The sequence below is a fragment of the Exiguobacterium sp. s131 genome (assembly GCF_018617345.1).
GTDB classification, from domain to species: Bacteria; Bacillota; Bacilli; order Exiguobacteriales; family Exiguobacteriaceae; genus Exiguobacterium; species Exiguobacterium profundum.
The window spans coordinates 388525-411268 of the sequence record NZ_JACSJX010000001.1 but is presented as its reverse complement, the minus strand read 5'-3'; the positions used below and the strand labels follow the sequence as shown (position 1 = coordinate 411268).

29 protein-coding genes and 1 other annotated feature are annotated in these 22744 nt (G+C 52.4%); of the genes, 11 read left to right on the top strand and 18 right to left on the bottom strand.

All coding sequences use genetic code 11. The features are described from left to right. Window positions 1-287: 287 nt before the first annotated feature. The 4 genes from KNO69_RS02260 to KNO69_RS02245 form a co-directional block, all read right to left on the bottom strand. A complete protein-coding gene (locus KNO69_RS02260; RefSeq protein ID WP_214815782.1) occupies window positions 288-2921 on the bottom strand; it encodes a S8 family peptidase in 2634 nt (877 codons plus the stop codon). Between the two features lie 111 nt (window positions 2922-3032). Continuing rightward, entirely contained in the window at window positions 3033-3479 is a 447-nt protein-coding gene (locus tag KNO69_RS02255; RefSeq protein ID WP_214815779.1) for a hypothetical protein, read from the bottom strand. 51 nt (window positions 3480-3530) lie between these two features. Then, a complete protein-coding gene (locus tag KNO69_RS02250) occupies window positions 3531-4841 on the bottom strand; it encodes an Ig-like domain-containing protein (protein ID WP_214815776.1) in 1311 nt (436 codons plus the stop codon). A 173-nt stretch (window positions 4842-5014) separates the two neighbouring features. Beyond that, window positions 5015-5389 (bottom strand): nuclear transport factor 2 family protein, encoded by a 375-nt coding sequence (locus KNO69_RS02245; protein ID WP_143180225.1) that lies wholly within the window; start codon window positions 5387-5389, stop codon window positions 5015-5017. A gap of 169 nt (window positions 5390-5558) precedes the next feature. On the opposite strand from KNO69_RS02245, the gene KNO69_RS02240 reads away from it, so the two are divergent. The 3 genes from KNO69_RS02240 to KNO69_RS02230 are packed head-to-tail and all read left to right on the top strand — an operon-like array spanning window position 5559 to window position 8383. Next, a complete protein-coding gene (locus tag KNO69_RS02240; protein ID WP_251124844.1) occupies window positions 5559-7784 on the top strand; it encodes a C40 family peptidase in 2226 nt (741 codons plus the stop codon). 12 nt (window positions 7785-7796) lie between these two features. After that, window positions 7797-8081, top strand: coding sequence for a hypothetical protein (locus KNO69_RS02235; RefSeq protein WP_214815770.1), 285 nt, complete (start codon window positions 7797-7799; stop codon window positions 8079-8081). A 35-nt stretch (window positions 8082-8116) separates the two neighbouring features. Next, entirely contained in the window at window positions 8117-8383 is a 267-nt protein-coding gene (locus KNO69_RS02230; protein ID WP_074035999.1) for a hypothetical protein, read from the top strand. Between the two features lie 49 nt (window positions 8384-8432). After that, window positions 8433-8664, top strand: a binding site (T-box leader). Here KNO69_RS02230 and KNO69_RS02225 read toward each other — a convergent pair. Then, window positions 8661-9239, bottom strand: a complete 579-nt coding sequence (locus tag KNO69_RS02225) for a DUF3885 domain-containing protein (protein ID WP_214815767.1) — start codon at window positions 9237-9239, stop codon at window positions 8661-8663. Its footprint overlaps the feature before it by 4 nt. 44 nt (window positions 9240-9283) lie before the next feature. Between KNO69_RS02225 and trpE the strand changes: the two genes are divergently transcribed. Continuing rightward, window positions 9284-10615 carry an anthranilate synthase component I gene (trpE, locus tag KNO69_RS02220; RefSeq protein ID WP_214815764.1) on the top strand — a complete coding sequence of 444 codons (1332 nt, stop codon included), beginning with the start codon at window positions 9284-9286 and terminating at the stop codon, window positions 10613-10615. Then, window positions 10612-11184 carry an anthranilate synthase component II gene (locus tag KNO69_RS02215; protein ID WP_214815761.1) on the top strand — a complete coding sequence of 191 codons (573 nt, stop codon included), beginning with the start codon at window positions 10612-10614 and terminating at the stop codon, window positions 11182-11184. Before trpE ends, KNO69_RS02215 begins: the two co-directional genes overlap by 4 nt. 151 nt (window positions 11185-11335) lie before the next feature. Here KNO69_RS02215 and KNO69_RS02210 read toward each other — a convergent pair whose 3' ends face one another. The 10 genes from KNO69_RS02210 to KNO69_RS02165 all read right to left on the bottom strand — a co-directional run bounded on the left by KNO69_RS02210 (window position 11336) and on the right by KNO69_RS02165 (window position 17953). After that, on the bottom strand, window positions 11336-11641 hold the full coding sequence (locus tag KNO69_RS02210; RefSeq protein WP_214781992.1) for a hypothetical protein: 306 nt from the start codon (window positions 11639-11641) through the stop codon (window positions 11336-11338). Between the two features lie 57 nt (window positions 11642-11698). Next, window positions 11699-12394 (bottom strand): ferredoxin reductase domain-containing protein, encoded by a 696-nt coding sequence (locus tag KNO69_RS02205; protein WP_214815759.1) that lies wholly within the window; start codon window positions 12392-12394, stop codon window positions 11699-11701. A gap of 17 nt (window positions 12395-12411) precedes the next feature. Next, the gene (locus tag KNO69_RS02200; protein WP_214815757.1) at window positions 12412-13164 is read right to left on the bottom strand and encodes an iron ABC transporter ATP-binding protein; all 753 of its coding nucleotides are present in this window, start codon (window positions 13162-13164) and stop codon (window positions 12412-12414) included. Beyond that, a complete protein-coding gene (locus KNO69_RS02195) occupies window positions 13161-14219 on the bottom strand; it encodes an iron chelate uptake ABC transporter family permease subunit (RefSeq protein ID WP_047794929.1) in 1059 nt (352 codons plus the stop codon). Before KNO69_RS02195 ends, KNO69_RS02200 begins: the two co-directional genes overlap by 4 nt. After that, window positions 14216-15220, bottom strand: a complete 1005-nt coding sequence (locus tag KNO69_RS02190; protein WP_214815754.1) for an ABC transporter permease — start codon at window positions 15218-15220, stop codon at window positions 14216-14218. The genes KNO69_RS02195 and KNO69_RS02190 overlap by 4 nt, the downstream gene beginning before the upstream one ends. A gap of 9 nt (window positions 15221-15229) precedes the next feature. Continuing rightward, window positions 15230-16240, bottom strand: a complete 1011-nt coding sequence (locus KNO69_RS02185) for a siderophore ABC transporter substrate-binding protein (protein WP_031422513.1) — start codon at window positions 16238-16240, stop codon at window positions 15230-15232. A 233-nt stretch (window positions 16241-16473) separates the two neighbouring features. Next, window positions 16474-16701 (bottom strand): hypothetical protein, encoded by a 228-nt coding sequence (locus tag KNO69_RS02180; RefSeq protein ID WP_214815751.1) that lies wholly within the window; start codon window positions 16699-16701, stop codon window positions 16474-16476. Window positions 16702-16803: 102 nt separating this feature from the next. Further along, window positions 16804-17097: a hypothetical protein gene (locus tag KNO69_RS02175; RefSeq protein WP_214683610.1), complete on the bottom strand. Its 294-nt coding sequence runs from the start codon at window positions 17095-17097 to the stop codon at window positions 16804-16806. Window positions 17098-17102: 5 nt separating this feature from the next. Beyond that, on the bottom strand, window positions 17103-17390 hold the full coding sequence (locus KNO69_RS02170; RefSeq protein ID WP_214815748.1) for a hypothetical protein: 288 nt from the start codon (window positions 17388-17390) through the stop codon (window positions 17103-17105). Continuing rightward, on the bottom strand, window positions 17387-17953 hold the full coding sequence (locus KNO69_RS02165) for a zinc dependent phospholipase C family protein (RefSeq protein ID WP_214815745.1): 567 nt from the start codon (window positions 17951-17953) through the stop codon (window positions 17387-17389). Before KNO69_RS02165 ends, KNO69_RS02170 begins: the two co-directional genes overlap by 4 nt. Before the next feature lie 116 nt (window positions 17954-18069). On the opposite strand from KNO69_RS02165, the gene KNO69_RS02160 reads away from it, so the two are divergent. From KNO69_RS02160 to KNO69_RS02135, 6 genes are all read left to right on the top strand, one after another. After that, the gene (locus tag KNO69_RS02160) at window positions 18070-18597 is read left to right on the top strand and encodes a TetR/AcrR family transcriptional regulator (RefSeq protein ID WP_214815740.1); all 528 of its coding nucleotides are present in this window, start codon (window positions 18070-18072) and stop codon (window positions 18595-18597) included. A 1-nt stretch (window position 18598) separates the two neighbouring features. Continuing rightward, window positions 18599-18907 (top strand): DMT family transporter, encoded by a 309-nt coding sequence (locus tag KNO69_RS02155; RefSeq protein WP_214683602.1) that lies wholly within the window; start codon window positions 18599-18601, stop codon window positions 18905-18907. An 11-nt stretch (window positions 18908-18918) separates the two neighbouring features. Next, window positions 18919-19251 (top strand): DMT family transporter, encoded by a 333-nt coding sequence (locus KNO69_RS02150; protein ID WP_214782007.1) that lies wholly within the window; start codon window positions 18919-18921, stop codon window positions 19249-19251. Beyond that, a complete protein-coding gene (locus KNO69_RS02145) occupies window positions 19248-19607 on the top strand; it encodes a nuclear transport factor 2 family protein (RefSeq protein ID WP_214814361.1) in 360 nt (119 codons plus the stop codon). Before KNO69_RS02150 ends, KNO69_RS02145 begins: the two co-directional genes overlap by 4 nt. Before the next feature lie 69 nt (window positions 19608-19676). Then, window positions 19677-20276 (top strand): short chain dehydrogenase, encoded by a 600-nt coding sequence (locus KNO69_RS02140; RefSeq protein WP_214815737.1) that lies wholly within the window; start codon window positions 19677-19679, stop codon window positions 20274-20276. 118 nt (window positions 20277-20394) lie between these two features. Next, window positions 20395-20859: a hypothetical protein gene (locus tag KNO69_RS02135; protein WP_214815734.1), complete on the top strand. Its 465-nt coding sequence runs from the start codon at window positions 20395-20397 to the stop codon at window positions 20857-20859. A 41-nt stretch (window positions 20860-20900) separates the two neighbouring features. On the opposite strand, the gene KNO69_RS02130 is transcribed toward KNO69_RS02135, so the two are convergent. The 3 genes from KNO69_RS02130 to KNO69_RS02120 are packed head-to-tail and all read right to left on the bottom strand — an operon-like array spanning window position 20901 to window position 22735. Beyond that, window positions 20901-21263, bottom strand: a complete 363-nt coding sequence (locus tag KNO69_RS02130; RefSeq protein ID WP_214815731.1) for a VOC family protein — start codon at window positions 21261-21263, stop codon at window positions 20901-20903. A 3-nt stretch (window positions 21264-21266) separates the two neighbouring features. Then, window positions 21267-22034, bottom strand: a complete 768-nt coding sequence (locus KNO69_RS02125; protein WP_012727182.1) for an ABC transporter permease — start codon at window positions 22032-22034, stop codon at window positions 21267-21269. Beyond that, window positions 22034-22735: an ABC transporter ATP-binding protein gene (locus KNO69_RS02120; RefSeq protein ID WP_214815727.1), complete on the bottom strand. Its 702-nt coding sequence runs from the start codon at window positions 22733-22735 to the stop codon at window positions 22034-22036. The genes KNO69_RS02125 and KNO69_RS02120 overlap by 1 nt, the downstream gene beginning before the upstream one ends. Window positions 22736-22744 lie beyond the last annotated feature (9 nt).

Genomic DNA, 22744 nt, shown 5'->3' with positions numbered 1-22744 from the left:
TTCCAACTCATAAAATCATTGACCTGTTTAACAAAACCAAAGTTATCCAAAAGTAACGGGTATGTTCCATTTTAGGCATCTGTGCCTCTCGTTTCAACCTTCTCTCGTGCCGTGAGGACTTTCGACCCACCCGATTACAGACGAATCGTGTCCTCATGACGCCCTTTTCTCTGCGAGAACCACTTTTCCATCATTCGAACCTTGTCAGGCCATCTCGCCCGTGGCATTCACTCCATACAAAAAGACGGATATGCCCATCGGCATACCCGTCTCCCGTTGTCACTAGCTTATTTGACGATCGCACGTGTCATTTGTCCGGCACGGCCGTTCAAATCTTCCACGTGGACGTAGATTGATTCTCCTTTACGGAGAGCCCGCGTCTTGACGCTGTACGTGCCGTCCGGACGGATCATCGCCGTCCCGAACAATTGACGCTGCGCATTGCGAACGACAACCGTCATACCCGGTGTCGCTTTACCAGACACCGCTCTCGCGCCAGCACGGAGCGTTGTGACCGCTGGACTAGCCGGACGTTTGCCCGCCGCCACGATCAACCGTTCCGTCGACTGATACTTGCCGTTCGTGTAAACGACGCGCAAGACTGTCCCTGCAGGTTGTGGTTTCATCTTGAACGATGCGACCGCTTGCTTCGCTGTCCCGCGTCCGACGACTTGATCGCCGTTATATACGGAGACGACCGTGCCAGACTTCACGTTCACTTTGAAGTTTGCCGCATTTTCCGCCACGACCGCACGGTTCGCGTTCAAACGGAGCATCGACTCGGCGCGGTGAAGGTTCACCTTCCCGTAACCGCCTAACACGTCGTAATACGCCACTGGTAACGAGAACTCGACACTCATGTCTTCAAATGCCCATTCGTCTTCCTCATCCACCGGTACTTCCGGCACATCTCCGCCTGAGAAGGCGACCGGGTCAGCCGTCCGTTGCAAGAGCGTACGGATCGACTCGACCGAGAGGGTCGGGTGTTGTGATTTCAAGAGGGCCACGACGCCAGCGACGTGTGGAGTCGCCATGCTCGTTCCGTCTAAATAAACGACATTCCCATCTGGGACAAGGCTTGCGATTTTCGAACCTGGTGCCACGACATCGACGCCGTATCCGAAGTTCGAGTAATCTGCGACGATTCCGAGGGAGTTCGTCGCTCCGACCGAGATTGTATACTTCGAAGAGGCCGGATAAGATACTTCCGGTTCACTTTCGTTCCCCGTCGCTGCAACGACGACGACACCGCGGTCATAGGCATACTTCAACATGTAACCGATTGTACGACTTTCGCCGCCACCAAGACTCATGTTGATGACTTTTGCTCCAGCATCGACCGCATATTTGATTCCGAGTGCGATTTGATCCGTATCACCCGTCCCGTCTGCTCCGAGCACTTTGACTGGGAGGATTGATACGTTCGGTACCATACCGCGCATCGAGACACCGTTGTCTCGTATTGCCCCGATGACACCTGCTACGTGCGTCCCGTGACCGTTCTCATCGCGAGAGCTTCCATCCCCGTTCGGGTCCGTGAAGTCTTTTCCGTTCGCGACATCGACTTTTCCTTTAAAGTCGAGCAGACGATCATCTACACCTGTATCGAGTACGGCTACTTTGATTGAACGACCTGGAAGACGGAGTGCCTCATAGCCTTCTAATCCGACACCCGCATACTTCATCGGTTGAAGGACTGATTTTTCATTGATTGCCCATTGATACTCATAGCTCGAATCTGTCGCAAACGCTTTGTACGTCTGGACTGGCTCGATGAACTCGACGTTCGAATCGGCGTTCAACGTCGCTTTCGCTTTTGCTTGCATCTTCGTGCTTGCCGACTCGACGTCAACGAGCGCGAAATAGTCTCCCGGACGACCGATCGAGATACGCTCTGCCGATACATCCGTCATCGCGTTCATCTTGCCGATCGATGTCGATGGTTGTGATTTGTATTTGACGATATAACGCGGTGTATCCACCGTTTGAAGCTCCATTCCAATCTGTGCGAACACGTCTTCCACCGTTGAGCCGGCGAGGCGTGTCATATCGACCGATGAAGCCAAGTCATTGACATCCGACTTGATTCCGCTCGGTACGCTTGATTTGACCAAGGCGTGCATGCGGTTGATCGCAGTCGCTTCATTTTTCGTGATGGTGTGACTTTCTTTGTTGACGAGTGACGTGATGAGCGGACGTAACGTCTGAAGGTCCGTCAACGCCTCTTGGCGTTTCTGTTTGTCGAATGCCAACTTGCGGACGATGTACGGGGACGACTTGTAGTAAAGTGCCTCCAATTGACGTCCTTCTTTCGATCCACCAAGGATCTCTTCTTGCAGGCGACGAATCAATTCGAGCAACCCGCCATCTTCTGGCATCGGGAGCAACGATTCGACCGGACACATCGTTCCGTTTCCTTCTTCATACTTCACTGGGAGTTTCACTGATTTATAACCAAGTGAGACATCTGCTGCCGTCGGTGGAATCACCGCGCCCTCTTCATCGATTGTCTCGAGTGGCATGTATTCCACTTTGATGTAATATGGACCTTCCCATGCGTATGGGAATTGGATTTTTGCGACTGACGTCTCTGCGTCAGGAGAAGCGCTCGCCCGGTAACGATCGAACGTCTCATCGGCCGCTGCCGTCTCAGCGCTCGGATAGACCGAGATGTTCGTCACGGCAGACGCTTCCATCGCAATCTCCATATGTGTCATGGCTGAAGCTTCTCGCTCCATCTTGAACCAATACGTGTTCACCGGATCTGTCCCTGTCGTGAAGTCGACAGTCTGTCCTGGTGTAAGTAATGTGGCCCCGCTCACATCGGCCGCGCCAGCTGCCATCGTCCGCATTGGGACGAGCGACACGACGAGCGCAAGGACCGATACAAATGCAACGAGGCGTTGCAAAGCTTGTTTCATACCTTTTCCCTCTTTTCTTAAATAGTGAAGCACTTGGCTCCACGTTGTTCTACGTTATTTATCGGTTTATGTTTCAAAAATGTAACAAAAAGATTTCTAAAACATTTCGATTCATTCTTCAAACAATTGCTCGTTGTTCAACTTTTTCCGTTCGAGCACTTTCAGATTCGTCTCATGGTGGGTCCGGTCAAAGAAAATCCCAGCGACCTTGATGAAACGGAAGTCGATCTTATTCCCGTATCGGTCCGTGTAGTCGATCTGCTCGATTCGCAAGTACCCATGATCTTCGGTCGCGCTCGAGAACCGCTCGAACTTGAACTGGCGATCGATCACATAATAGAAGCGCTCTTCCTCCATGAAATAGATTTCCTCGACACCGTACTCGTTTTTCATATAACGCTCCGTCGAGTTCTCACTCACGACGTTCAGCATCGTCATGCACCAACCGAGTATTAATAATAGAAGAAATGCTTTCATCCACCATAGGAATCGATTCGAGGAGATCGGGGTCACCGGCAGTGGTTTGAGCGAATAGATGAGATCTCGCTTGTCTTTCATGTTGCAACTCCGTTCACCAAAAAGACCGGTGTCTCCACCGGTCCTAAAGAATTAGTATCCTGCGTATTGGAGGGATTGGATGAATGCGCGTTTCTCCGCACCCGATAGGTTGAACTCGAGGTCGTAGTCCGTTCCTTGGACCATGACCGTGACACGGTTTTCCGGACGGACGTACTTGTCGACGAAGCTGATGAGTTTCGAATCTGGCTGGAACAAGTATGACTCTTCGACCGAACCGTCCTCATACTCTTCGTAGTAGACTTCGTAATCGTTGATGTTTTGCGAATAGGTCGCACGACCGACACGGAGCGTTAACTTCTCGAAACCAGCGACCGAGCCATCCTCCGTGTAGCTGCTGAGGAGGAAGGCGAGGCCCGACTTCGACGGATGTCCGACGAAGAGTGGCACGAACGTGTCCGCGTATTTCGTCGTCGAATCTGCATAGAAGACTTCTTTATGAACCGTCAACTTCATACCATCCACGTAGACACGATGGAAGTTGTTGTAGAGCGCGTGCTGTACTGTGATTGTCCTCGATTGGCTGACGTTGCCAGCGCCGTCACGGATGACGAGTGACATCTTCTGCCCCATCGCTTGACGCGGGATCTTCACGATGAACTTCCCAGTCGACATGACCGGTGCCGTGTATGACTTTGTGCCAATCTTGACGATGGCCGTCGCATACGGTTCGGCTTTTCCGAAGACACCGTATGATGCCGCCGTCACGGACTGTGTCAATGTCGCCGTTCTCGGTGCGACGCGGTCTGTGTAGACGCTACGTTTCGAAACGTCGCTCGTCGCGCCTTTCGTCGAGATCGTCTTCGCCGAGAGCCATGAGTAGGCCGGTTGCGGTGCGATGCCACGACGGTAGAGCCCGTTCGCATCGAACTTCCCTTTATACGTGCTGCTGCCGATCGAGAGCTCGACATATTGTCCTGGCTCCCCGACGACTCGTACTTCACGTGACGTCTCCGTCAACGGTTTGATGACCGGTGCGTCTGGACGTGCGTTCGGGTCTTCGGCGACGATGGCACGCGTCGTGTCACTCACGTTGCCGCTCGCGTCGACGAGACGGACGTCGATGACCTTGCCGACCGACTGTGGTGACATCTTGAAGACAGCCTCGCCACCTTCGAGGATTGTACGGACGTATGTCTTGCCGTTGATCAAAATCTCCGCTTTCGCAGCCACTTCACCAGTGATTGTGAGTGCTGTCGACGTGTGGAGTGGTGCCGATAATACCGGTGCGTCAGGAGCAGTCACGTCTTCAGACGTCTCTGCGTTGACGATTGTCGAAGGCGCGATACCTCCGAATGCGAGTGTGGTAGCTAGGAAAAGTGCTGCATATTTCGGTTGTTTCATAATAAGTAGGGTCCCCCTCAAGAATAATGACAATCGTTTACAAATTTATTATAATCTGTCCTTTTTCAAAAGGGTACATAATTTTTCTAAAATAGTCATATATTTTTCAAATTCACATTTCCTTCATTTAATAAAAAAAGACACTCCATCGATTCGGAGTGTCTGAACGCTTATTAACCTTCGTTGATCATCGTCGCTTGTCCGCCTTGCCATAACCAGACGCCATCTTCTTTCACATAAAGATGAAGCATCCAGAAGCGACCTTCGTACGCGTTCGTGCCGAGAATGAACTTCTCCTCGAGCAAGAGTTGGACGACGGCGAGGTCACCGCGTACCGTCTCATCGAACGTGACCGTGTCCTGTGCGATCCATTGAATCGCTGTCGGGTCGACGAACTGGTCTAAGAACGTCTCTTTATCGAACTGACGCCCGCTCGAATCGACATATCGGAACGAGTCGTGCATGAGCGCCCGCATCGCGTCGAGATCGCCGGCCACTTGATGGGCCGATCGGTCGTCAGAAAGTTGTTTCATGTTGAGTGTCTCCATAGTTGTCCCTTCCTTTCCCCGTCCATCATAGCACAGATGGTCGCAAACGAACGAGTGGAATGCTGAGTACGGATTCCTTCAATCATTTCCCTTTTATCGAAATAAGCAACCTTTTTCATCTCCACTATGTATATACTAAAAACTGTAAATTTCATGAATCGAGGTGGAAATGTTGAAACGAATCTTCAGTTTGCTCTTTCTCTTTACCTTCTATTGGACACTCACCGCTCAAGCGGTCGGGTCTGAGGCCTTGCTTCGTGCCGGCACGACCCTCTATGCCGATCCAGAAGAAACGGTCGTCCTCCTGGTCACAGACCAAGCGGAGCGTGTGGATATCCATGAGGTGACAGAGACCCATACGTCCGTCACCGTCGCCTCACAAAAAGGATTCGTCCGAAACGACGCCTTATCATACGCTGTCACCCGTTACGTCCATACGGAGACGGATGCACGCGACGCTGCCGGAAATGTAGTCGCAACACTCACCATCGGGACAGCGGTCGATGTCTTCGATATCGAAGGCGATCTTCTCCTCACGACGGACGGTACATATGTCTCCCGTGACGCTCTCGGAGAGACAGTCCCGGAGGCAGTGACCCGCTACGCTAAAGAGGGAGCGACTCTCTCGTCTTCACCAGATGGTGGAACCATGACTCCACTTGAAGCCGGTCAAACCTTGAACGGCTTCCTCATCGACGGACAGATGCGTGTCGATCTAAATGGAACTGTCGGATACATCCCGCTCTCGATGACAAATCGAATCCCGTTCAAGACGGACTCGCAATTCGTCTTGACGACATCCTCTTATATGAATGAGGACGGAGAGATCGTCGGGACGATTGTCCGGGGCAAACAAGTAAGTATATATGGCACAAATGGCTCGATGGCCCGCCTTTATCAAAATGGCATGTACGTGTATATGAAGCGAGACGCACTCGCTGCTAAGATGCCCCGCTACGCTAAAACGGGGAGCCGTTATGCTCAAAAAGAGACATCGATTTATTTAGACACAGACAAGAAGCAAGTCGTCGGTTCACTCAAACGGAGTCAACTCGTCAGCATCTATGGGACAGACGGTCTGTTCACCCGTGTCTATTACAACGGACAATATGTCTTCGTCGAATCCGCATCGCTTGGGACGACGGAGCCACCTTATCTTAAAACCGGACAACGGTACATCACGAAAAACACACCGGTCTATGCTCGGACGATGAAATCATCCAAGACGACCTTGTCCCTGAAACGGGGACAGCTCGTCTACATCTATGGCACCCGTGGAAGCTATACCCGCATCTTCACGAAAGGGAACTATTACTTCGTCCCGACGAGCGTGACGAGTACGAAAAAACCACCTCGCTTCGAAGCGACAGGGAAACGATACAGCCGATATAACGAGGTCGAAGTATACGCCTCGACCTCAATCGCGAAACAAGTCGGTTCATTGAAACGAGGTCAGCTCATCGAGACATATGGGACGAGCGGCTACTACACGCGCATTCGACTAAACGGAGCCTATCGCTATGTCGCGACTGGCTACCTCGCTGTCTCGAAACCGACCGCGAAGCCGAAGGTAGGAACGGTCTTCTATACACAGTTCAACGGGACGCCTTACTTCTCGGCTGACGTTGCGTATGGTCGTCCGGCCGGCACTCTGCCCCGTGGGACGAAACTCGTCGGGCTCCGCTCGATCGATGCCGACTTCTGGCACGTCCGTCTTCCGTCCGGGAAACGCGTGTACGTATTGAACCCCTATATCGCCGAGACGAAACCAAAGGCGATTCAACCGGCGAGCGTCTATACGGCCGCCCACTATGGGACGACGAAGAAGACGCCGTTCTACGCCAACCCGAACGACACCCGTCCGATCGGGTACCTCGATGCCGGTCGTCGCATCTACCCTCGTGGGAAGAGTGGCGACTCCTATCTCATCCAATACGACTGGCGTCCGGTCTACGTCAAGACGAAAGACATTCGCATCAAACGAGATGCCTTGTTGAAGAAACGGGACAACTCACAAAAAGAACGCATGATTGCCGTCGCGGTGAAACATCTCGGGACACCGTACACGTGGGGCTCACAGTCTCCGCTGAACGGCGGTTTTGACTGTTCCGGTCTCATCCACTACGCAACGAATCAAGCCGGTAAAATCGGTGGTCGCACGAACGTGTCAGGTTACTGGCATAGCGGCCATTTCAAGAACAAACGGACGGGTATCACGAGTGGCCGTCGCGGTGACATCGTCTTCTTCGCCGGCACGTACAAATCCGGTCCATCGCACATCGGCATCATGCTCGATGATGAGTTCTTCATCCATGCCGGGGGCGAGATGCTTCAAATCAACTCGATCCATGACCCGATGTGGCGCCCGTACTTCCTAGGGTACAAATCGTTATAAGGAGGATGCTCCATGTTTCAATATATCGACCCGTTCTTATGGCAACTCGTCATCGTCCCGTTTCTCACCATCGGTGATGGTGTCGTGGTCGCCATGATCATGAAACGGGTTTGGGTCGGCCCTGTGGTGACGTTCTTGTTGAACGCCATCATCGAATTGACGTACTTTGCCGTCTATTATGACCACAGTCCGTTTGATGTCAGCCATCTCAGTTCGTGGAATGTCATCTTCCCGCTGATTTCGCTCTTGTTCTCGTTCATCTTCGTCGGATTGTTGAAAACAAAAAAATCTGCCTGATGTGTCGTGATTACTCGTTATAAGGAGGACTCTCCATGTTTCACTATATCGATCCGTTCCTATGGCAACTCGTGATCGTTCCAACGTTTACGATCGGACTAGGGGTCGCCATCGCATTGCACTTGAAGCGCTTGTCTATCGCTCCCTTGATCACGCTCTTCGCCTACTTGGGCATGGAGTGGTTCATGTATCGGGGCACCCTCTTCTTCTTTACGAAGTGGTGGCTCCTTCCCCTTTTGGCATTGGGGATCACGTTCACATTCATCGGGAAACGTCAGGTGGGGCACGCTTCGGTCAAATGATGCTTGACAATGCATCTTTATCCCGTTAAAGTAACGATAACATTCATACGAACTCGCGATGAGAAAGAAGAGTAGCGCGAAGGGACGTCTTCAGAAAGCCGGTGGTCGATGCGAACCGGTGGCGTACCTTGCGTGAATGGGCTTTTGAGCGTTCAGACCGACATGTAGGCTCTGACGGGTCCTCCCGTTATCGGGGACAGCGAATGATGGTTCGCGATGAGTGGGAAGACAAGGCGTCTTTCAACGAAGGTGGCAACACGGGGAATCTCCTCGTCCTTCATGTCCGATTGGGCATGCGGGACGGGGAGATTTTTTGTTTGAGCGATTGGAGGTGGGCTGGTGACGTACCACGGATATATGCACCGCGGTCATCGTATACGAACAAGACGTGACCCTCTCGTTCGTGGATGAACTGAACGAACGGATACGTTGTGAACTCTCCGTTCAAACGAGGCTTTGATTTTGTATAAAAATCTTGATAACAAATCGCCTCGAGGAGTGGTCGCACACGGATTTCGGACTTGTCTGCTACCGGCACGGTGAACATCCATAACGGTTCGTCCTCGAACGTGCACGATGTGGCGGCCGTCTTGAAGCGAACCGATTTGTCCCGGATATAACGGAACAAGAGGGTCGGCTTGACGGGCTGTCCATGTACATGCCAAACGATTCGGATGGGGTCGCCCTCTTCGAACAACGCATCAAACAATTGCTGGGCATGACGAACGACTGCCTCAAAATATTCAAGATTCAGTTCATATGATTTGATATCAACGTAAGGTGACAGCGTGTCCTCGAGTTCGATGTGCTCGGTCAACGCTTCACCTGAAAATTGGTCAGGTCGTAAGACTGACATCGGCATATCCCCTTTCTATTACTCATTATAAGGAGGTTCTTTCAATGCAACAACGGATCATCAATGGTGACGAACTCACACCGGTGGCAATCTTCCACCGACTACAAGGTGAACGAAAGGTATTACTCGAAAGTCGCGCGGAAGGCAAGCACGGTCGCTACTCCATCATCGCGGCGAACCCGGTCGAGACGATCCGAGTCGATGGGAACGACGTGACAGATGCAACGGGGACAATCTATGCAGACGACCCGCTCCATGCCTTATCCGAACGCATCACCCGTGACGACTTCACTGCACCGTATCCGTTCATCGGCGGTGCCGTCGGCTATATCGGTTACGACTTGCTTCGGGTGTATGAACCGATCCCGAACACGCCGACCGTGACGCGTGATTTGCCGGACGCCCTCTTCCAGCGCTATGAGACGGTCGTCTTATACGACCACCTCGAGGAACAGGTCATCTTGATCGATACGAGCGAGACGGATGCGACGATGCGACTCGAGTCCATCCAGGAACAGCTCGAGACTCCGGAGACGCACGCCCTCGAACCGGTCGTCCGGACGAGCGAGCGCATCTTGACGCCGAAGGACGAATTTATCGACCGTGTGCTCCAGGCGAAAGAGGCGATCCTTGCGGGCGAGGTGTTTCAACTTGTCTTGTCGCAACGAATCGACGCGACGTTCACCGGGGACCCGTTCCACTTTTACCGGACGCTGCGGAAACAAAATCCGAGTCCGTACTTGTTCTACATCGACCTCGGGGAAGCGATTGTCCTCGGTGCTTCTCCTGAAAGTCTCGTCCTTGTCGAGAACGGCAAAGTGACGACGAACCCGATCGCCGGGACACGCCCTCGTGGGAAGACCGCCGAGGAAGACATGCGTCACGCGGAGTCACTCCTTCAAGACGAGAAAGAACTCGCCGAGCATCGGATGCTCCTCGACCTCGGACGGAACGATATCGGGCGGGTCGCCAAAGTCGGCACGGTCACCATCCCGAAACACATCGAGCTCGAACGATTCAAAAACGTGATGCATCTCGTTTCCGAAGTCGAAGGGGATTTACGTGACGATGTGACCCCAATCGATGCGCTCCGTGCCTGTCTTCCGGCAGGTACCGTCTCCGGGGCTCCAAAGATTCGGGCGATGCAGTTGATTGACGAGCTTGAGACGGTGAAACGGGAGGTCTACGCCGGGGCGGTCGGCTATCTCGACGTCCGGGGCGGGTTCGACTTCGCCCTCGCCATCCGGACGATGGTCGTCCAAGGTGACACGGCCCATGTCCAAGCAGGCGCCGGCATCGTCTATGACTCAGACCCCGTATCAGAATATGAAGAAACGCTGCATAAAGCCAAATCCCTTTTGGAGGTGTTCGTATGATTCTCCTCATCGACAACTACGATTCGTTCACGTATAACGTCTATCAGGACGTCGCCCGCTTCAGTGACGTCTGCGTCATCCGGAACGATGAACATAGTATAGAAGAAATCCGTCGCATGAACCCGAACGGCATCATCCTCTCCCCCGGTCCCGGTGGTCCCAAAGATGCCGGTGTGTCGCTCGCGGTCGTTCGAGAACTGTCCGGCTATATCCCGATTCTCGGGGTCTGTCTCGGCCATCAGGTCATCGCCGAAGCGTTCGGTGGAGTCGTCGGACGGGCGAACGAGGTGATGCATGGGAAAGTCTCACGGATCAATACGATTCCAAGCGTCCTCTTTGAAGGGCTATCGATGGACGTCATGCGCTATCACTCGCTCATCGTACAAGAGACCGAACTGACGGTCACGGCCGAGACGACAGACGGTGTCATCATGGCACTCGAACACCCGACCCATCCGACGTACGGTGTCCAGTTCCATCCCGAGTCGATCGGGACCCCGGATGGACGTGGGATCTTCGAACGATTCGTCAAGTTGTGCACTCCCTCTTCCACGACACAACTGATCTAATCCTACCAAGATGAAGCATGTTCATTTCATTCAGATGGACTTGATTTAGCTGACAATGACAAAGGAGAGTGTGACTTTTAACTTTTGTCAGTCTGTAAACTCAAAAGACTGCACCTCCCAATGCGAGGTGCAGTTCAATATGAATAAGCTCCTACAGTAGCCTAGTTTTCTTTAATTGCTGAATCAAATGAGCTATTATCACTCGCCCGTTCACTTGAAACTCTTGAGGATACTCATCTGGTTGAAAGATTTCTGCTCCATTCCGGATCCACTTTTCTCTGTAAACAGTCATAGCTTCTTCTCTCGATAAGAAGACTCCTTCAGTCATTTCCACATCGTCATCATCACCAAATTGAAAACGGCAACAAGAACAAATTTCAAATGAAGGAAGGTTGTACTCGTTGTAAGCCGGTTCTTCTAAACCATCATGACCACACACAGGACAGATATAATTCATTTGTTTCACCTCAAGATTCATCACTTATCCCTGATTGAGACGCATGCTTTTATTCTTTCAGCCTAAAAAGTCTTCTCGCTGAAAATCATGCTTGTCGATCTTGATGTTGTCACATGCCACCCCGCTCGACCGGAGCACCTGAATCGTTTCACGCAACAGCTCATCACTACCAACGATATAGAACAAGGCGTCCTTGTCGGATGCCATCCTCTCCACGCGTTCGTAATAGTCTTTCCGACTCGGCACGAACTCTGACGTGAAGCTTTCGTTCGATTCAAAGACGTCACCGAATAGATACGCCTTCGACGAATCGACGTTCAACGAATGGAGATGCGGGACACCTTCCCCGTTCGCCAAGTACTCGAGGACGACCGGACGGAATGTTGCGAGTCCGACCCCTGCCGATAAGAGATAGACGTTCTTCCCGCTCCGTTCGAGCGGGACGTTCGAATGTGTCTTGAACAAGGCGACCTTATCCCCCGGTACCATGTCGCGCAGGATCGATTTGAACGTCGAGCATTCGGACTTGATGCGGGTCGTGATGCCGATTGCCCCTTCGTGCGGCAATGTCGATATTGACATATGGCGGACGAGACTTCGGTCCGGCTTGTCCCCGGCGTTGAACCCTTCGAGCGCGAGATGCGTGTGCGCCCCTTCCTGCCACGTGAACTCAGGTGGCAAGGCGAGATGGAACGTATATGTATCCGGTGCCTCGGCCACTACTTTGGTGATCGGTGTCCAGTCAATTTTCATGTGAATTCTCCCTTTCGTTAATACACCGCAATCGGCCCATATGGCCCTTCGATGATTTCCAGTTTCGTCTCAAAAATTTCGGATAAGATCTTTGCGTCCATGATCTCATTCACCCTTCCGAACGCAGCGATCTGTCCGTCTTTCATCGCACAGATGCGGTCCGAATATTTCGCCGCGAAGTTGATGTCGTGGAGAACCGTGACGATCGTCCGTCCGAACTCGTCGGCGACGTGGCGTAAATACTCCATCATCTGTACCGAACGGGCGATGTCCAAGTTGTTGAGCGGTTCATCGAGGAGGACGTATTCCGTCTCCTGACAGAGCACCATCGCCACGTAGGCACGCTGCCGTTGCCCCCCTGAGAGCTCGTCGAGATAGCGGTTCTCGAGCGCGGTCAAATCGAGGAAGTCGATATATTTCGAGATGATCGCCTCGTCCTCTTTCGTGAGGCGCCCTTTCGAGTACGGGAAACGCCCGAATCCGGCGAGTTGTCGGACCGTGAGCCTTGTCACGAAGTGGTTCTCTTGGCGCAGGATGGTGATGATTTTCGCCAAGTCTTTCGATTTCGTGCTCGACACGTCCATGCCGGCGACTTGGATCTGTCCCTCGTCTAAGTTGAGCAACCGTCCGATCATCATGAGCGTCGTCGATTTGCCCGCCCCGTTCGGCCCAATGAGTGAAGTGAACCCGGCTTTCGGGATGTCGAGCGTGAGCGGTCCGATGTGGACGTCGTCTGTATACGATTTTTTGACTTGTTCGATTTGAATCATAGCGACCTCTTCCTTAGAATGACGGCCAAGAAGATGAGTCCGCCGAACAGTTCGATGATGACGGAGACGACACTTGGCGTCTGGAATATGTGATACATAAAGAAATATGCACTCGTCAGGACGAAGAACCCTAGGGCGAACGCCATCGGAAAGACGTACTTATGGTCATACGTCGAGGCGACCTGATAGCTGAGCGTCGCGACTAAGAATCCGAAGAACGTGAGCGGTCCGATGAGCGCAGTCGAGACGGACATGAGGAGTGAAATCAGGACGAGCGTGTAAATGACGCTCCTCCGATGGTTCACCCCGAACGTCGTCGCGACGTCCTTGCCGAGTGCGACGATATTCAATCGATTCGAGAACAGGAACAAGAGTGTCCCGGCGATGACGACGATCGGGATGACGATGGGAAAGTACGCCACGTCGGCATTCGTCACCGAACCGAACAGCCGCGCCTGCAGGATATCGAACTCGGACGGGGCGAGCATACGACGCATGAACGATGACACCGAGTTCAGACCCGTCCCGATGATGATCCCGATGAGCAGCATGAGCTGCAGGTTGGCGTATTTCCCTGACAAGAGCCATCCGTAAAGGAGGAGACTCATCGTCACCATAAGGCCGACCTGTGTCAAGAAGGCGCTTGTCCCCGAGAAACCAATCAACGCCCCTGCCCCGAAGAAGAAGACCATGCTCGTCTGAATCGTCGAATAGAGCGCGTCGAATCCAAGTAGCGATGGCGTGATGATACGGTTGTTCGTCACGGAGTGGAATGCGACCGTCGCAAGACTTTGACAGAGTGCCGCAATCAACATCGTGACGATGGCGACGATTCGCCGTTCCACGACCGGCACGAATGACGGAGAGTCCATCGGAACCGGATTGTTATAAAGGAGAAGCCCGAGCGCACACAACAGTCCGCCGAGAATGAAGGCACTTAAGAAGAGCCAATAGCGCCTGCTCGCCCGTTTCGATTGAAACGCTGAAGCATGACGTTCTTCTCTCAATTCCCCGATTGATACTTCGACACCGTCTCGTTCCATGACCGTACTCATCGAACCCCTCCCTTCTTCCGTTGTCGCATCAAGATCATGATGAAGACGATTGCCCCGACCGTCCCGAGAATCAGTGAGACTGGGAGTTCGAACGGCATGATGATCGTCCGTGAAATCAAGTCACTGACGAGAATCGCACCCATCCCGACAAGACAGACCCATGGAAGGTTGCTGCGCAAATCATCCCCGCGGAACATCGAGACGAGGTTCGGGACGATGAGTCCAAGGAACGGTAAATTCCCGATGACCGTCGCCACGACACCGACCGATAAGGCGATGAGCCCCGTCGCCATCATCATGAGCTGGTTATAGTTCACGCCGAGACTCGTCGCGATGTCTTCCCCTAATCCCGCGAGCGTCAAGCGATTCGCCAGTAAGAAGATGAGCACCGTCACGACGATGATGACCCATAGATACTCGTAGCGCCCGATTTGCACCGAGGCGAACGAACCGACGAACCAGCCCTCGATCGCCTGGCTTGCTCGGAAGAATAGACCGAGGAACGTCGAAATGGCGGAGATGACCGCCCCTAACATGAGCCCGATGATTGGCACGATGAGCGATGAACGGAGTTTGACCGAACGTAAGAACCAGAAGAAGACCATCGTCCCGATGAACGAGAAGACGATCGCCCCGGTCATCCGCATTATGAGGCTCGGTGCCGGTACGAGTAAATAAACGGTGAGCAGTCCGAGTCCCGCCCATTCGAGCGTCCCCGTCGTCGTCGGTTCGACGAGTCGGTTTTGCGTGATGAGCTGCATGACGAGCCCCGCCATCGCCATCGCCGCACCCGTCAGCATAAGGGCGACCGTCCGTGGGACTCGGGTGATCCAAAACATATCGAAGCCGTCTGTCCGTGACAGATCGTACACCCCGGTAAAAAGCGACAGCACCGCCAAACCGAGGACGATGATCACGGTGAACACGAACGACTTCGTCCACAATCTAGAAAAGGAGGGCTGAGACATCGTCTCAACCCTGGCTGTCAATGGTTTTTGCATGACGGATCCTTACTTCGCGAGCGCTTCCGTGACACTGTTGAAGAATTCTGCGTACGTTTGAATCGATTCGTTCAAGTACGTGTCTTTCGGGGCATAGACGATTTGCTCTTTCGACACAGCCGTCGTCTTTTGAAGTGCCGGTGCGTTGTCGATTACGTCTTCTGCCGGTACTGCGCCTTCTGCGTCACCGAGTGGTGCGTCACGGTCGAGAACGAACAACCAGTCTGGGTTGCTTTCTGCGATGGCTTCGACGGATACTTCGTCACCTTCGTGGTCACCTGTCTTCTTCTCGACTTCAAGAGCTGGGACCCATCCGAAGATGTCGTACATCGGTCCGAACACGCGTCCCGTTACCGGAGCTGAGAACCCGATGTCTCCACCCGATACGATGACCGACATGATTGTATCTTTTCCGTTGTATGCCGCTTTCGCGTCTTCGATTGACTTGTCGAGGTCAGCGACGATGGCTTCGGCTTCTGTGTTTTTGTCAAAGATTTTTCCGAGTGTGAGCGTCGTGTCTGTCAATCCTTTGACTAAAATCTCACCCGGTGTACCTGAGTCTTCTGGGATCTCGATGTTCAAATCGATGACCGCTGCTTCTGGTACCAACTTTTTAATATCCTCGTAGTAATCTGCGAAACGTTGACCGACGATGACGACGTCTGGGTCAACTCCTGCAATCGCCTCTAAGTTCGGCTCGAAGTGCATGCCGACGTCCGCGATGTCTTTGTCTGATGCATATGGCGATTCCGCTGGAAGGAGTCCGATCGGTGCCGCCACCAAGTCGATGTCCCATGCTGCCAATGTTTCAAACGTCCGGTTATCAAGGGCGACGACCTTCTCCGGGTTGACCGGTACCTCGATTGTGCCGTGTGCGTCTGTAATTTCGACCGTCTCTGTCTTTGTTGCGCCATCGACGTTTTCTTCTTTCTTCGTCTCACTCGTTCCGCCACATGCGGCGAGTACGAAGACGAGCAACGTCAACATGAGTGAAATCTTGAATTTCCCCACTTCATCCATCTCCTCTGTATGTAAGTTTCAATGATCCTCGCACCAAAAAACGAGCCACGTTGGTTATGTATGTCTATTCTCGTGTTCTCGTTATTATTGATAATGATTATCATTGTCGTTTTCATCAAGTAGCATAACAAACAAAATGTGGATACGCAATGTCAATTTGACAAGATTCGGATAGGAAAATTTTTCTTTCTATAGATGCACGCACAAAAAAAGAAAGTGGGAGATCCACTTTCTCAAACGAAGTAATAGATTATGCCATCCGTAAAATAATCGAGAGCCTCAAGTAACGTGAAAAAGATAGAGACGATCAAATAGATGATTCGTTCATCGCGTTCCAAGCGTCTCCAAATAAACAATAAGATAATCAATCCGATTGGTCCGAAAATCAGACAACCAATCAAGAATGGGACTACTTGAGCCACAAAAGGTAATTTTTTCTCGTTCTCAGTCATTTCACTCATGCCTCCGAGATCCCGTTCGCCAACAGCAACAGGAAAATCCAAATCGACAACGGGATCATCAACCCGATTGTCGTAAAGAAAGTGGGAAATTCACTTTCAAAGTTACTCATTGTCATCACGATTTCGTTTTCGATTGAGAATGATGTACGTTACGAATAAGACGAACGTATACGCCGCTGAGAAAATCACGATACTCAACAATCCGTCCGGTATGAGTTTCCTGATGAAGAACAACGAAAACACGACCGAGAAAAACAAATACGGTCCTCGATCGTCAGTCGGCGTGTCTCGCCAGTAAATGATCAAGATGAGAAGCGCGAGCGGGCCGCAAAGGGCATACAAAAAGAAAAACGGCACGCGGCGCATCAAAAATGGAGTTGGTTTAGGCAGTTCCATCCCACTCATGCCTCCGAGATCCCGTTCGCCAACAGCAATAAGAAAATCCAAATCGACAACGGGATCATCAATCCGATTGTCGCAAGAAGCGTGTAAATTTTTATAATTCGATCCTTCAAGAACAGTCCCCAAATCAACGTGGCGAACAAGGCGATGTCAATCGCGAGATATACCCAGATGACCGTCATCAAATCGAGGTTCGGAAACACTCGACCGTTCAAGGTGAAGAAGGTGATCACCGTCACGATAAATAGTCCGAGCGTCGCGTAGAGTGGTGCGTATCGCTTGTTCATACGAGCATCGCTCGCTTCCGTTTGACCATCTCCAGGCAGCGGCGGACACACGTATCGACATAGCCATCGAACTGATGCGGCAAGAACATTGTGTACGTCCCCTCTTCTGTCATCGCCGCGTCCCGCTCGACTTTCTCGACCAGTTCAATGAGCTCTGGATTTCCTTTCAAGCGTTCAAAATCGAACGTCCCGAGGCGTTCCGAGAGACGGGCATTGTACGCATCAAAGTCCGCATAATAGGCCGCCTGTTTTGACGGGTCCTGGGTGATGAGCTCTTTCAACCAACCTTTATAAAACCCCTGCAACCAGATCTCATCCGCGACGAGATGCGCGTAATAGCCGAGTCGATATGAGAAGTCTTCCTCCTTGCTGTCAATCCAATATTGGGACAGATCCAAGCGTCGAGATAAATCATCATGGCGTCCTGCATAATAATGGGATGCCTCTTTTTCTGTCGTCGCATCCGGTGCGAGACTTCCGAGCAAAAATGCGACCTCATCAATCTCCGATAACGCTGGTAACATCTCGTTCGCGATGACGAGATGCATCAAATGTGAACCCATGTCACGCCCCCCTTTTCCCTGATTATTCCATCAATGTTCTATCTCGACAACCCCTCGCAAGTTTTGATAGACTAACTTTACTGAACGGTCAGTAAAGTAAAGAGAGGTGTGATTGGATGAGTAAAAAACGATTGTTGCTACAGACTGCCGCCCAGATGATTCGAGAAGACGGCATCAGTCAGTTGTCGCTCGAACGATTGGCGACGAAAGCAGGAATCACGAAAGCCGGGGTCCTCTACCATTTCGACAATAAGGCCAACTTATTGCGACAGATGAACGAATTCGCCATCGAGACGTTCGAGAAACGAATCACCGCCCATCTATCGGACGGTCCATATTCGTTTACCCGTGCCTATGCGCTGGCGACATTGGATGATGTCGATCACGGAGATATGGACCTCGTCGCCGTCTTTATCTCCTCGCAAGAGGATGCGACGAGCGAGTCGATTTGGAGTGACGTGTCGACCGGTTGGGACGAGCGATTCGCTGTCGACGGGCCGGACCAGGATGCGATTTTAAAACTTCGCCTTCTCTGTGACGGCTTTTGGTTCGCTGTCTTGTATGGGTATAGCGAATCGTTCAAGGACCGTGCGGCGACACTCATTCGGGAAGCATGTGACGAGTTTCTTCAAGGAGGATTGTAATATGGGATTCATCTATTTGATCGGGGCCATCGCCTCGGAACTGTTCGGGTCGAGCATGTTGAAAGTGAACGCCACCTCGACGAGCCGTCTCCCAATTCTCGGGGTCGCCTTCGGTTATGGGACGGCGTTTTATCTCTTATCACTTGCCCTCTTCACCATCCCGCTCAGCTTCGCGTATGCGTTTTGGAGCGGGGTCGGGACGGCACTCACGGCAGTGATCGGGTTCGTCGTCTTTCGGGAACAAATCAGTCGTCAAAAAATTGCAGGGATCGGGCTCGTCATCATCGGGCTCATCTTGATGAAAGTGTGAGGTGAATCGGAATGAAAGCCTATCTTTTACTGTTCTTTTCTATCGGATTTGAGGTGCTCGGAACGTCGATGTTGAAACTGTCGGATGGATTCACGAATCTCGTGCCGAGTGCCATCCTCTTGGTCAGTTTCGCCGCCTCGTTCACCCTCATGGGCATCGTGTTGAAAACGATCCCCCTCAGTATCGCCTATAGCATCTGGGCTGGACTCGGGACGGTGGCGACGGGACTCATCGGGGTGTTCGTGTACGGGGAAGTTCTCTCGGCATTGAATGGAATCGGTCTCTTGTTGATCGTCCTCGGCGTCATCGTCATGAATCAACGGAGAGAGGAAGTCGTGACATGAACGAGTTGGCAGATCATCTTCAAACACTAGAAGAAGCGTTATTGACGACGGAAGTCAGGCAGTCGACGGAGCGATTGCGTGAACTGTTGACCGACGACTTCTTTGAAATCGGTAGCTCGGGACGGTTGCTGTATCAAGACTGGGATCAGACGACACTCCAGCTCGACCCGATCGAGGCGGAGTTATCCGAATTCACCCTGCATCCGTTGACGGAAAGTCACGTTTTGGTAACGTACCGTCTCGTTCAACCGGTATTGAATCGCGAAACACGCCGTAGCTCGATATGGGTATTCGTGGACGGACGTTGGAAGATGAGATTCCATCAAGGCACGGTTGTCCCGCCAGAGGCAACTTGATTGCCGAACGTCCTCGCCATCCGCTACTCTGAAATGGAATCTAAGCGTGACGAAAGAGGCAGTTTCTTTATGAAAATTTTACTCGTTGGGGCAAGCGGTACGGTCGGTCAGGCCGTCGCAAAAGAGTTGGAGAAAACACATACGATCATCCGGGCTGGACGTAACGGGGCGGACGTGCAAGTCGACCTCACTTCCGAAGACAGCATTCGCCACATGTATGAAACGGTCGGTCGGGTCGACGCGGTCATCAGTACGGCGGGTAGCACGCATTTCGGTCCGCTTTCCGAGATGACGCCGGCAGATAATCAGAAGAGTATCGACAGCAAAATCAAAGGACAGGTCAACCTCGTCCTTCTCGGGCTCGATCATGTAAACGATGGTGGTAGCTTCACACTGACGAGCGGAATCTTGATGGACGACCCCATCAAAGAAGGCGCATCGGCGGCACTAGCGAACGGGGCCATCAAAGGATTCGTGACCGGTGCGGCGATTGAGATGCCACGGGGCATCCGCATCAACAACGTCAGCCCGAACGTCCTCGTCGAAGCACTCGATTCGTATGGTCCTTACTTCCGTGGTTACGCGGCAGTACCAGGTGAACGGGTCGCCCTCGCCTACTTGAAGAGCGTCGAAGGCGCGCAGACTGGACAGACGTACGAAGTGTATTAACAATGAAGCATCTCTTCAAGAGGGGCTTTTTTCGTACCTTGCACTTTATTTTGTCTCCCTCGTCCGGAAGATTCCGCTATACTCGGGGCATCTTATGCCCGAGAAAGGTTGAAGTTTCATGAAAGACAAAACGTTTCGCGCCCTTTATCATATCCCTCCTTCTTTCGTCGAACACCCGCTTCAAAAGCGCATCCTTCAGGCGATCGGTCGTCCTCAAGAATCGATGGTCGAGGTCATCTTCCGCGTCGGTGGGTTCGGCACGTATGATGTGAGTACGATCACCTTTTTTGAGAGGGGCACCGTCCTTCGTCACATCGAGCGGTCCGATACGTTAATCACGGAGCCCTTTGAATTCGAATACTATGAGGGAGAGGAAGCGAAACAGATGCGCGTCGCGTTTCATCTGCTTGGAACGAATTGGTGGCCAACCGTCTTCGAAGAACTGGAAGGGGTTCGCACGCTAGATGGTACGCAGTGGAGCCTCAGCGTATACACGAACGGGACACTCATTCACGAGCATCATGGCAGTAACGCCTACCCGTCCGAATGGGAGCACGTGACTCGCCTGTTCGGTATTTCTTGAAGAACGACAAAGGGAGCATCCGCTTTGGATGCTCCCTTTCGTCAGAGCGCTTGAATCATCTCGACCCGATTGCCGAACGGGTCTCTGAACTCGAACCGCTCGAATCCTGGAATCGGGATGCCTTCGGAGTAAGAAATCTCATTCTCTTGAAGCGCTTCCTTCCAATGAGCTAAATCCGTCACAGCGTACGCGATATGCGCTTTCGTCTTCTGTCGTTCCACGTCGTCCTCTGCCCCGACATGAACGGAACGGTCGCCGACCTGAAGCCAAAATCCACCTCGCCCCTTCAATGAATCCGGCTTCTCGATTTCACGTAGACCAAGAAAGTCACAATAGAACGCCTTCGCCTCTTGCTCCGCTTCAGTTGGAATCGTGAGCTGCACATGATGAATCCCTGTGATCATGTTTCATTTCCCCTTCCGATAGGTCAGTCCGATATACTGCATCTTCTCATTGAACAGTCGTGGGTACGCCAGATAGCCGACGAGCGTCGCTGAGATTGAGGCGGTCGTCAAAATCAAGAACAGGATCAAGAGTTGATACAGGACCGCTTCCATCGGGTCAGCTCCCCCGATGATGAGACCGCTCATCATTCCCGGTAGTTGGACGAGCCCCATCGTCTTTTGCGCCTCGACAGTCGGAATCATGCTCGTGCGAATCGCATTCTTCAAGCTGCGGTCGATGGCCACTTTCGGTGTGCCGCCGAGTGAAAGAATGAGTTCGATGACGTCGTCGCTCCGCTCGACCTCGTCTTTGAACTTGTTCAAGAACAAGAGCGACAACACCATGCTGTTCCCGATGACCATCCCACTAATCGGAATGACCTTTTCCGGCTCAAATGGGATGATACCGAGCCCGAGCATGAGTCCCATCGTCAGCGCTTCGATCGTCACGAGCGTCAAGACGATAATCCACATGATGCCCGGAATCCCGTCCCCTTTCCGTCGGATGTTTTGTGTCGCTGCGACAATCATGAGTAAAATCATCAACAGCATGAAGATCGGACTGTCGCTCTCAAAGACGAACGTCAGGATATAGCCGATGATCAACAGTTGAATGATGGAGCGGACGGTTGCGATCACAATATCACGCTCAAGTCCGAGTCGTAGGACGAGCGTCAAGGCGAGCGGGATGACGACGAAGATGAGCGCCGTCGCGAGTTCAATATATGACATCAATCTTCCCCCCTGACGAATCGTTGGATGACGGGATTGTCCGACTCATCGATGAACGATGTGTCCCCAAATGCAAGTAGTTCCCCGTCCTTCAAGAACCACATGTCGTCACTCACCCGCCGTGCCTGGTCGAGGTCATGGGTGATCCAGATGACGGTCACGCCATACGATTGTTGCAGTTTTCGAATGAGTCGCTCGATCTCTTTCACCGTCCGGTAATCAAGGCTCGCCGTAATTTCATCGAGTAAGAGCACGTCCGGTTTATTGACGAGCGTCCGGGCGATGGCGACCCGACTCCGTTCCCCACCCGATAGTGATTTGACGGGTTGGTCGAGGAGCGCCTCACTCAAGTCGACGCGATGGAGCAATTCGGAAGCCCGGTCGCGGTCAAGTGTCTCGTCGAAGATGGCTTTCGGGAGATTCAAGTTGTCGTATACGGTCCCTTGAATCATCGGCGCACTTTGGAACGCCATCCCGATTTTCTTTCGTAGCTCGAGGATGTCCATCTCCGCGATGTCTTCCCCTTTAAAAAGAATCGTGCCGGTGTCCGGTGACAGCAATCCGTTGATATGCTTCAGACACGTTGTCTTGCCGGCGCCGCTCGGTCCGACGAACGTTGTGATTCGTCCTTCTCGAAACGGCCCGGATACATGGTGCAGGATGTCTTGATGACTCACATCTTTGAATTCAATGATTGACATGCTTCTCTC